This window comes from Agromyces sp. NPDC004153, from assembly GCF_053603635.1.
Map to the genome: position 1 here is coordinate 969570 of NZ_JBSGFY010000002.1, position 10385 is coordinate 979954.

The window sequence follows — 10385 nt, forward strand, 5'->3', positions numbered from 1 at the left end:
GCGCGATCTCGGCGTCACAATACCCCAGATCGGGCCGTAGAAAGCGCTCTCGGTTCGGATGCCGCAGCACCCCGCCGACGGCGCGACCTCAGCGCTGCCGAGCCGTCGCGACGACCTCGTACGAGAGCGGGAGCCACTGCTGCGACGGCCAGCCGAACATGCCCTCCCCGACCGGCACCGTGACCGGGAAGATCTGCCACGGCACCTGGTAGTGCTCGTCGAACGCGTCGATCGAGAGTCCCGCGTCGCGCAGGGCTCCGAGCACGTCGGCGAGCGGATGCATCCACTCCCACGTGCGGGCGTTCGAGATCGCCACGTCGCGGTCGGCGTAGTCGCTGGCGTCCTCGAGCACGTCGGGCTCGGGGTTCGAGTACGGGAACTGGAACACGGGCAGGCCGCCGGGACCGGTATCGCCGTCGAAGACGAACGCCGCGGGGTGTCCGTCGGCGAAGTAGAGGCGTCCGCCGGGCTTCAGGAACCAGGCGATGATGCGCGCCCACTCCGCGACGTCGGGAAGCCAGCCGATCGTGCCCCACGTCGTGAAGACGAGGTCGAACGACTCGGGCTCTGGCAGCAGGTGCCGCGCGTCGTAGACGTTCGCCTCGACGAACCGGGCTCGATCGTCGACGCCGAGCTCGGCCGCCATGCGCCGCGCCTCCTCGACCGCCGGCCGCGAGAAGTCGAGGCCGACCACGCTCGCGCCGCGGTTCGCGAGCGAGAGCGTGTCCGAGCCGAAGTGGCACTGCAGGTGCAGCACGCGCACGTCGCGCATGCCGTTCGGGAACAGGCGGTCGACGCCCGCCCGCGCGATCGGGTCGAGCACGCCGTCGCCCCGCCGCAGGGGCGACCGATCGTAGAATTCGGACGCGACGTGCACGGGCACGCGCTCGTCCCAGTTTGCGCGGTTGTCGTCGAGCCAGTCACCGCCCCGCAGGTCGATGTCCACGGCTACTGCGGGTTCGTGTCGGGCTGGTTCAGCTCGATGAGCTGGGCGATGATCTCGGCGAGCTGCGCGTCGGCGGCGCCGTACGCGGCCCAGTCGCCCTCGGCCAGGGCCGCCTGCTTGTTCTGCAGCGCGACCTTCGCCTCGTTGAGCAGCGCCTGGGTCTCGTCGTCGGGCACGGTCGGCGTCGTCGGTGTCTCGCCGCCCTCGGGTGGCGTGGTCGGCGTCGTGCCCGGCTCCACCTCCTCGTCGCCGGCTGCGGCGCCGGAGTCGCCGCCGAACAGCACGTCGAGCGCAAGGTCGAGGGTGTCCTGGAACGCGATCTGATCGCCGAACGCCACGAGCACCTTCTGCAGCAGCGGATAGCTCGTGTTGCCGGTCGACTTCACGTACACCGGCTGCACGTAGAGCAGGCCGCCGCCGACGGGCACCGTGAGCAGGTTCCCGTTGATCACCTCGGACTGCCCCTGCTTCAGCAGGTTCAGCGACTGCGACACCGTCGGATCGCCGTTGAAGGTGTTCTGCACCTGGCCGGGGCCCGGCACGTTGTCGTCTTCGGGCAGGGTCAGCAGGCGCAGCGTGCCGTAGCCCTCGGCCCGCTCTCCGTCGGTTGAACCGGCGTCGGAGTCCACCGCGAGGTAGCCGCGCAGCACGTTGCGGCTCTGCTCGCCGCGGGCCTCGGGGATGAACGTGGAGTACAGCGAGTACGCCGGCACGTCCTGCCCGGGCATCTGCATGGTGAGGTAGTACGGCGGCTGCAGCAGCTGCGTGTTCGAGGCCGCGGTCGGGTCGTTCGGCGTGGTCCACGCGTCTTCACGCGAGTAGAACGAGCCCGGGTTGGTCACGTGGTACCGGCCGAGGACGGCGCGCTGCATCTTGAAGAGGTCGGCCGGGTAGCGCACGTGGCTGAGCAGCGCACCCGACATCTCGCTCATCGGCTCGAGCGTCGACGGGAAGATCTTCTGCCAGGTCTGGAGGATCGGGTCCTCGTCGTCCCAGGCGTAGAGGGTGACCGAGCCGTCGTAGGCGTCGACCGTGGCCTTCACCGAGTTGCGGATGTAGTTGACCTCGTCGAACGGGAGCGACTGCGGCAGGCCCTCGCTGTCGGCGATCGCCTCGCTCATGCTCACCTTGTTCGAGTATGGGTACTGGTCGGTCAGGGTATAGCCGTCGACGATCCAGACCACGCGTCCGTCGACGACCGACGGGTAGCTGTCGGAGTCGAGCGTGAGGTACGGGGCGACCTTCTTCACACGCTCGATCGGGTCGCGGTCGTAGAGGATCTGCGAGTCGTCGTTCACGGCGTCGGACAGGAAGATCTGCTCGGACTGGAACTTCAGCGCGTAGACGAGCTTCGTGAAGACGTTGTCGAGCGCCGGGCCGCCGTCGCCCTCGAACGTCGTGTACGTCTGCTCGTCGCTCGAGGCGCCGGCCGGGTAGTCGAGCTCGACCGGGTCGGAGCCCTCGGGCGCTCCCACGATGGAGTACGCCGGCGAGTCCTCGCCGAAGTAGACGCGCGGCTCGAACTCGCCGAGCGAGCCCGTCGAGGGGATGCCCGACTGCAGGAAGACGGGCTGGCCGTCGACCGAGCGCTGGTTGCCCGCCGCCGCGACGAGTCCGTAGCCGTGCGTGTAGACGATGTGCGAGTTGAACCACGTCTCGGCGTCGCCGAGGCCCGAGAGGGCGAGGTCGCGCACCGCGACGACGGTGTCCTGCGTGGTGCCGTCGATGTCGTAGCGGTCGACGTCGAGCGCATCGGGGAACTGGTAGTACTGGCGGAACTGCTGGAGCTGCTGGAACGCCGGACTGATCACGAGCGGGTCCATCAGGCGGATGTTCGCCGTCGTCGCGGCATCCGATCGCAGCGCGCCGGGCTCGGCATCGGTTTCGGCCTCGAACGGGATGGTCTCGATGTCGTCGACCCCGTAGGCGTCGCGCGTGAGGTCGATGTTGCGTTCGATGTAGGGCGCCTCGAGCGAACGCGCGCTCGGGTCGACCTGGAAGCGCTGGATCACCCACGGGTAGAGCGAGCCGATGATGAGGCTCGACACGATGAGCAGCGCGGTGCCGATGAGCGGCAGGCGCCAGCGCCCGATGATCGCGGTCACGAAGAAGAGCAGCGCCACCACGGCGGCGATGGCCGCGAGGATGCCGCGACCGGGGATCACGGCGTTGACGTCGGTGTATGCCGCACCGGTCATGAGCGTCGAGTTCTCGGTGACGGTCGCGTACTGGTCGAACCAGATGCTGATCGCCTGCAGCAGCAGGTAGATGCCCGCCGTCACGGCGATCTGGATGCGCGCCGACTTCGAGATGACGACCTCGCGCCCGCTCACGCGGATCGAGCCGTAGAGGTAGTTCGTCGCGATGACGAGCAGGAGCGAGAGCAGCACGACGGCCGAGGCGAACCCGACGATCGAGCGGTAGAAGGGGAGCTCGAAGACGTAGAAGCCCACGTCGAAGCCGAACTGGGGATCGGTCGTGCCGAACGGCGTGCGGTTGAGCCACATGAGCGTGAGCTCCCACCGGCTCGACGCCGAAACGCCCGCGAAGATGCCGAGCACGGCGGGTATGCCGTACATCGCGAGACGGCGCAGCGGCTCGAAGACCTCCTGGTAGCGGTCGAGCTGGGAGTTGAGCTTCGCGTAGACGGGACGCGTGCGGTACGCGATCTGGATCGACGCCCAGACGGGCACGGCCATCGCGATGAAGCCGACCAGGAACAGGACGATCCGGGCGACCCATTCCGTGGTGAGCACGTTCAGGAATCCGAGCTGGTCGTACCAGAGGACGTCGGCGTAGAGTCCGACGAACACGAAGAACCCGATCACCAGCAGGGCGACGACCCCGATCGTGATCAGGATCGGCGCGCGGCGTCGCGGAATCCTCGGTTCTTGCGTCTGTGCTGACACTCTCGGCCTCTGTTCGGGGTCGCTGTGGGGGCTCGGGATTCCATCCTAGGGTCGCGATGCTTGGAAACGGCTGTTCGGCCGTTCGCTGTCAGCGACGCCTCAGGATGCCTCGCAGGACGCGAATCCGGTGGTGTCGCCGCCTTCGCCGATCGTCTCGACGATGGTGCGCGCCTGGTCGAGGGTCTCGACGGCGAACACGCGGATGCCGTCGGGGACATGTCCCACGACCTCGTCGCAGTTCCCGGCGGGCGAGAGGAACCAGTCGGCGCCCGCCCCCTCGGCGCCCCAGAGCTTCTGCCGGACGCCGCCGATGGCCCCGACCTCGCCCGCGGAGTCGATGGTGCCCGTGCCGGCGATGATCTCGCCGCCCGTCATGGCGCCCGGCGTGAGCTTGTCGATGATGCCGAGCGCGAACATCATGCCCGCGCTCGGGCCGCCGACGTTGTCGAGCTGCAGCTCGACGTCGATCGGGAACTCGTAGACCATCCGCACGCCGACGCCGAGGACGACCGTGCCGTCACGATCGACGGGCGTCACCTGCACCGTGAGCGGGGCGCCGTCGCGCACGACCGACAGCTCGGCCGGGGCATCCGCGCCGTTCTCGCGCACCGCGGCGCGCAGCTCGTCGATGGAGTTCACCGGGTCGCCGTTCACCTCGGCGATGACGTCGCCCTCCTCGAGCACGCCCGCCGCGGGCGAGTCGTCGAGGATGCCCGCGACGGTGACGTCGCGCGGGAAGTCGTAGCCGAGCTCGACGAGGGCGGCCGCGATCGCGTCCTGCTGCGAGTCGACCATGGCCGCCTCGTTCTGCGCGTCGCGGTCCTCGTCGGTGACGCCGGGCGGGAAGATCGCCTCGACGGGCACCGCGGAGCGCGTGCGGTCGAACCAGGCGCCGAGCACCTCGAGCCAGTTCGGCGTCTGCCCCGGGCGGCCGAGCACGGTCACCGTGAGCAGGTTCAGCTCGCCGTCGGTGGGGAAGGTCTCCTCGTCGGGGATCTCGATGAGGGGCACCTCGTCGCCGTCGTGCTCGGCGACGCCCAACGTGTCGTAGACCGGCCCGGGCTGCTCGATGACGTACGGCGACGGGAGCAGGGCGAACAGCACGCCGATGAGGACGGCGACGATGATCGCGATGCCGCCGATCCGCTCCCGGCGCGAACGGGCGCGCGGGCGCGGCGACGGGTCGTCGTCGAAGAGGGCCATCCGATTCCTTCCGGGGCGGGCCGGACGCCGCATGGGGCGCCGGGCGGCGATGTTCGCGAAGGGCGGACAGCCGGAAGGCCCAGCCTAGGCCATTTCCCAGACGCACGCCTGAGCGCCGGGGCTACGGTTGAAGTGACGCGACTGGAGGTGGCGCACGTGGCCGATCGGGACGACGAGCCCTTCGACCGGGACCCCGAGGAGGAGTTCCGCGAGATGCTCCGCGAGCTGCTGTCGGGATCGGGCGGCATCGATCCGTCGCGGCTCGCCGGCGCCGCGGGGCTGCCCAACGATCCGGCGAGCATCGCCGCGCTGTTCGGGCAGCTGCAGCAGGCGATGAACCGTGGCGACGAGGGCATCGACTGGAGCCTCGCGCTGCGCCAGGGCGAGGAGCGCGCGGCATCCGAGCAGCGGCAGATCACGCCCGAGGAGCGCGCCCGGCTCGACCAGGCGCTGCAGGTGGCGGCGCTCTGGCTCGACGAGGTCGTCGACTTCGGCGGCCTCCCCGACACTCCCGAGCTGCTCACGCGTCGCGCATGGGTCGCGGCGACCATGCCCGTGTGGTCGCAGCTCGCGGAGCCCGTGGCGCTCAGCATCTCCGACTCGCTCACGCGCGTGATGAGCGAGCAGGCGCCCGAGGAGCTGAAGTCGATGATCCAGGGCGCCAGCCGCATGATGCGCGGCATCGGCGGTGCCCTGTTCGCCATGCAGCTCGGCCAGGTCGTCGGGCAGCTGGCCGACGAGGTCGTCTCGGGCGGCGACGTCGGCATCCCGCTGCAGACCGACGGTCGCGCGGCGCTCATCCCCCAGAACGTCGCCGAGTTCGGCGACGGCCTCGACATCCCCACCGACCAGGTGGAGCTCTACCTCGGCGTGCGCGAGCTCGCGCACGCGCGGCTCTTCCGGCACGCGCGCTGGCTGCGCCTGCACCTCATCACCGCGATCACGGCGTTCGCCCGCGGCATCGACATCGACACCGAGCGCCTCGAGGAGCTCGCGGAGGGCTTCGACCCGTCGAACACCGACGCGCTGCGCGACGCGGTCGTGAACGGCGCCCTCATCCGCCCGAAGAGCGAGGCGCAGGAGTCCGCGCTCGCCCGCCTCGAGACGATGCTCGCGCTCGTCGAGGGCTGGGTCGACGCCGTGACGGCCGACGCCACGGGGCGCCTGCCCAAGTCCGACGCGATCGCCGAGTCCATCCGGCGCCGTCGCGCGTCGGGCGGCCCGGCCGAATCCGCGTTCGCGACGCTCGTGGGCCTCGAGCTGCGCCCCCGCCGGCTCCGCGAGGCGGCCGCAATGTGGCGCGCGGTCACCGAGGCGGTCGGCGTCGAGGCGCGCGATGCGCTGTGGGCGCACCCCGACCTGCTGCCGACCTCCGCCGACATCGACGACCCGAGCGGCCTCATCGCACGGCTCACCGGCACCGACACCGCCGAGTCCGAGGCCGACGACGAGTTCGACCAGGCGCTCGAGCAGCTGCTCCGCGGCGAGACGCCGGCCGCGCCCGGCGAGGACGGCGAGGAGCCGAAGGCCTGATCGGCCGGGCGGGCGGCTGGCTGGTTGGCCGTGGCCCGCTGACCGGTGTGCCCACCTGTGGACGGATGCCGCGCCGCGGCGCCCCGCTCGGGCATGCTCGCGGCATGGCTCCGCGCATCGACCCGGCCCTCCCCCTCGTCTGGCGCTCTCCCGCCGACCTTCAACTCGGCGCCACGGAGGCCCGCGTCGTGCTCCGCGACGCGGGCGACCTCGAGACGGGCCTCATCTCGGCCCTGCGGCACGGCGCGAGCGTCGGCACGCTGACGACGATCGGCATCGGGCTCGGCGGCAGCGCCGAGCGGGTGCGCGAGGTGCTCGCGGCGCTCGAGCCGGCGTTCGAGGCGGCAGCCCGGGGTGGGGAACGATCGGCTGCGGGTGGTCCGCCGCGCAGCGTGGTGGCGATCGACGCGGCGGGCGAGCTGGGTGGGCGCATCGCCGCCGACCTGGCGGTGCTGGGCTACGAGGTGGTCGATCTCGAGGCGGACGCAGACCGGTCCGCCGACGGGGACGGGCCCGACGCGGCATCCGTGCTCGACCGGGCCGAACTCGCCGTGGTCGCGGCCGACTGGGTCGTGCCGCCCGCGCGCCACCTGCGGTGGCTCCGCCGCGACGTGCCGCACCTCGCGGTCGTGTTCGACGACGCCGGCGTGCGGGTCGGACCGCTCGTCGAGCCGGGTGCAGGCCCGTGCCTGCGCTGCCTCGAGCTCGCGCGACGCGACGCGGATGCCGCGTGGCCGGTCATCGCGGCGCAGCTCGCCGGCCGATCGGCGGCCACGCGCGACCCCCTCGCGGTGATCGAGGCGGCGGCACTCGTGGTCGCGGCCGTCGACGATCGCCTCCGCCACGGGCCGGGCGCGCTCGCGTCGACGTCGATCAGGATCGGTCGCGCACGACCGGCCGGGCTCCCGCGGCCGCATCGGCACGCGACGCATCCCGAGTGCGGGTGCGGAGCTCCTGGAGGAAGCGCGACGGCTCCCGTTCCCCTCGGTGTGCACCGCCCGTCCGCGCCCAGCTCAGCGAGAGCCGGCGCCGTGCCCGCGTGATGCCGACGTAGAGCAGCCGGCGCTCCTCGTCGATCGCGTCGAAGCCCTTCGCGTACGCGATGGGGAGCATGCCCTCCACGAGGCCGACGATGTGCACCTCGTCCCACTCGAGGCCCTTCGCGGAGTGCAGGGTCGCGAGCGTGACCGCGGAGACCGTCGGCTCGTGCTGCGCCTCGGCGCGGGCGCGCACGTCGTCGGCGAACGCCCGGAACGTCGTGCCGTCGGGCGCGTCGTCGACGAGCCGGGCGATCGCGTTGAGCGACTCCCACCGGGCGCGAACCGCGCCGGGACCTTCGGGCGGCTGCACGGTCCATCCGAGCGAACGCAGCACGTCGCTCACCGACTTGAAGAGCGGCTCGCCCGTGATCGTGAGCGCCGCCGCGCGCAGCGCGTGCACGGCCTCGCGCACCTCGGGCTGGTCGAAGAACCGTGCCGCACCGCGGACGCGCGAGCTCACGCCCACCTCGTCGAGCGCCCGCTCGAGGATCGCCGACTGCGAGTTCACGCGCATGAGCACCGCGATCGCCTCGGGCCGGATCCCCGCGTCGATGCGGTCGCGGATCCGGGTGGCGGCCGCCCGGGCCTCGGCGAGCTCGTCGGGGTACTCGAGCACGACGGGCTCGACGCCCGGCGCGGCATCCGCTGCAGCCCGGGCGCCGACCGGCGCGGCGTCCGCTGCGGCCCGATGCTCGTCGGGCCCGGCCGACGGGACCGACCCCACCGGCGCCACCGCCTCGAGGTGCAGGGCGCCCGCCCGGCCGCGCATGAGCCGGTTGGCGATGCCGATGATCTCGGTCGTCGAGCGGTAGTTGCGCTCGAGCCGCACGAGCGTCGCGTCCTCGTAGCGACGCTCGAAGCCGAGCAGGTACTCGGGAGTCGCCCCCGCGAACGAGTAGATGGTCTGGCTCGCGTCGCCGACCACGCAGAGGTCGCGGCGGCCGCCGAGCCAGAGGTCGAGCAGCTGCTGCTGCGCCGGCGAGACGTCCTGGTACTCGTCGACGACGAAGTGCCGGTAGCCCTCGCGCACCTGCATGGCGACCGACGGCTCCGCCTCGATCATGCCCGCGGTGGCGAGCAGCACGTCCTCGAAGTCGAGCATGCGGCGCTCGTCCTTGAGCTGCTCGTAGCCGGCGATGACCGCGAGGAGCTGCTCGGCCGTGAGGTCGCCGGGGGCGCCGCGCGACGCGACGCGACGCTCGTAGTCGGCCATGCCGAGCCCGCTGACCTTGCGCCACTCGATCTCGGAGGCCACGTCGCGCAGGGTCGGCACGTCGACCCGGAGGCGCATCCGCTCGGCCGCCTCGCCGAGCAGCCGTCCCTTGTACTCGAGCACGCGCGGCGCCGACCCGCCGACCACGAGCGGCCAGAAGTGATTGAGCTGCGCGAGCGCCGCGGCGTGGAACGTGCGGGCCTGCACGCCGCCCGCGCCGAGCGCCCGGAGTCGCGCGCGCAGCTCGGCCGCGGCACGCGACGTGAACGTGAGCGCCATGACGCGGGCGGGGTCGTAGGCCCCGGATGCCACGCCGTAGGCGATCCGATGGGTGATCGCCCGGGTCTTGCCGGTGCCGGCGCCCGCGAGCACGCAGACGGGTCCGATGAGCGCCTCGGCCACCACCCGCTGGTCGTCGTCGAGCGGCGCGAGCAGCGGGTCGGATGCCCCGGTCACGACGTCGTCCACGCGAGCGACTCGGGGATCGGGCCGCCGTACCAGCGCTCGAGCATCCACCGTGCGATCGACGTGCCGCCCGGCAGGCCGACGTCGCCGACCGACTCGGCGAGCTCCTCCCTCGTGAACCAGCGCAGCTGCAGGATCTCGACGCCGTCGGGCGCGGCGGACGACGGCGCGGCGCCCGCGGCGACGCGCGCCGTGAACCCCAGCATCAGGCTCGCGGGGAACGGCCACGGCTGGGAGCCGCCGTACTCCACGCGGTCGACGAGCAGGCCGGCCTCCTCGCCGACCTCGCGCACGACCGCCGCCTCGAGCGACTCCCCCGGCTCGACGAAGCCGGCGAGCAGCGAGAAGCGGTTCTGCTCCCACAGCGCGTTCGAGCCGAGCAGCACCCGATCGTCGTCGTCGGTCACGAGCACGATCACCGCGGGGTCGGTGCGCGGGAAGAGCAGGTTGCCCTCGCGATCGCAGCGGCGCGCCCAGCCCGCCTGCACGACGGTCGTCGTCGAGCCGCAGCGCGGGCAGAAGCGAGCGTTGTCGTGCCAGTTCGCGAGCGCGAGCGCCTCGGTGAAGAGTCCGGCGTCGCGGTCGCCGAGCACGGGCGCGGCGGCGCGCAGCCCCGACCATCGGGCGTCCTCGCCCTCGAGGGCCGCCGCGGCATCCGCGTCGACGACCCGGAGCTCGATCGGCGTGCCGGGCGGGAGGCCGTCGGGCGATCCGGCGGTCGCGACCGTGCGCCCGAGGTAGGCGCGCAGCGTGGGCGTCGGCACGTCGGCCGGGCGCAGGAACTGCAGCGACGGCGCCGACCCCTCGATCACCTCGGCGAGGAGCGCCTTGTCGCGATGCACGGCGATGACGCGCGCGGCGGGATCGACGTCGAGGTGCGCGAGGGCGTCGTCGTCGGCCCGGGTGTCGCCGTCGCGATCGAGGGCCGCGCGCGCGAGCGGCGGGGCTGTCGGTTCGCGCACTCGGCCACCTCTCGGCACATCAGGCTCGGCCACGGAGGGCTCGGGCGCTTCGGAGCGGAGTCGGCGGGAAGGCGTGGCGGTCGCCCGGGAGGCGGATCCGCCTGCTTAAGCTGT

The 10385-nt window shown here is 72.3% G+C and carries 6 protein-coding genes; 1 reads left to right on the forward strand and 5 read right to left on the reverse strand.

Annotated features, from left to right (window positions below):
- Window positions 1-88 precede the first annotated feature (88 nt).
- The 3 genes from ACWEOH_RS18465 to ACWEOH_RS18475 all read right to left on the reverse strand — a co-directional run bounded on the left by ACWEOH_RS18465 (window position 89) and on the right by ACWEOH_RS18475 (window position 5058).
- Window positions 89-946 (reverse strand): class I SAM-dependent methyltransferase, encoded by an 858-nt coding sequence (locus ACWEOH_RS18465; RefSeq protein ID WP_452033450.1) that lies wholly within the window; start codon window positions 944-946, stop codon window positions 89-91.
- A gap of 2 nt (window positions 947-948) precedes the next feature.
- Window positions 949-3855: a UPF0182 family membrane protein gene (locus ACWEOH_RS18470; protein WP_452033452.1), complete on the reverse strand. Its 2907-nt coding sequence runs from the start codon at window positions 3853-3855 to the stop codon at window positions 949-951.
- A gap of 99 nt (window positions 3856-3954) precedes the next feature.
- On the reverse strand, window positions 3955-5058 hold the full coding sequence (locus tag ACWEOH_RS18475) for a YlbL family protein (RefSeq protein ID WP_452033454.1): 1104 nt from the start codon (window positions 5056-5058) through the stop codon (window positions 3955-3957).
- 213 nt (window positions 5059-5271) lie between these two features.
- Between ACWEOH_RS18475 and ACWEOH_RS18480 the strand changes: the two genes are divergently transcribed.
- Window positions 5272-6591 carry a zinc-dependent metalloprotease gene (locus ACWEOH_RS18480; protein ID WP_452033915.1) on the forward strand — a complete coding sequence of 440 codons (1320 nt, stop codon included), beginning with the start codon at window positions 5272-5274 and terminating at the stop codon, window positions 6589-6591.
- Window positions 6592-7464: 873 nt separating this feature from the next.
- Here ACWEOH_RS18480 and ACWEOH_RS18485 read toward each other — a convergent pair.
- On the reverse strand, window positions 7465-9312 hold the full coding sequence (locus ACWEOH_RS18485; protein ID WP_452033456.1) for an ATP-dependent helicase: 1848 nt from the start codon (window positions 9310-9312) through the stop codon (window positions 7465-7467).
- Window positions 9297-10271 (reverse strand): NAD(+) diphosphatase, encoded by a 975-nt coding sequence (gene nudC, locus ACWEOH_RS18490; protein WP_452033458.1) that lies wholly within the window; start codon window positions 10269-10271, stop codon window positions 9297-9299. Before nudC ends, ACWEOH_RS18485 begins: the two co-directional genes overlap by 16 nt.
- Between the last annotated feature and the right edge of the window lie 114 nt (window positions 10272-10385).

Coding starts and splice junctions, on each gene's coding strand:
- ACWEOH_RS18475 (WP_452033454.1), bottom strand. CDS start 5,058: ATGGCCCTCTTCGACGACGACCCGTCGCCGCGCCCGCGCGCCCGTTCG.
- ACWEOH_RS18480 (WP_452033915.1), top strand. CDS start 5,272: ATGCTCCGCGAGCTGCTGTCGGGATCGGGCGGCATCGATCCGTCGCGG.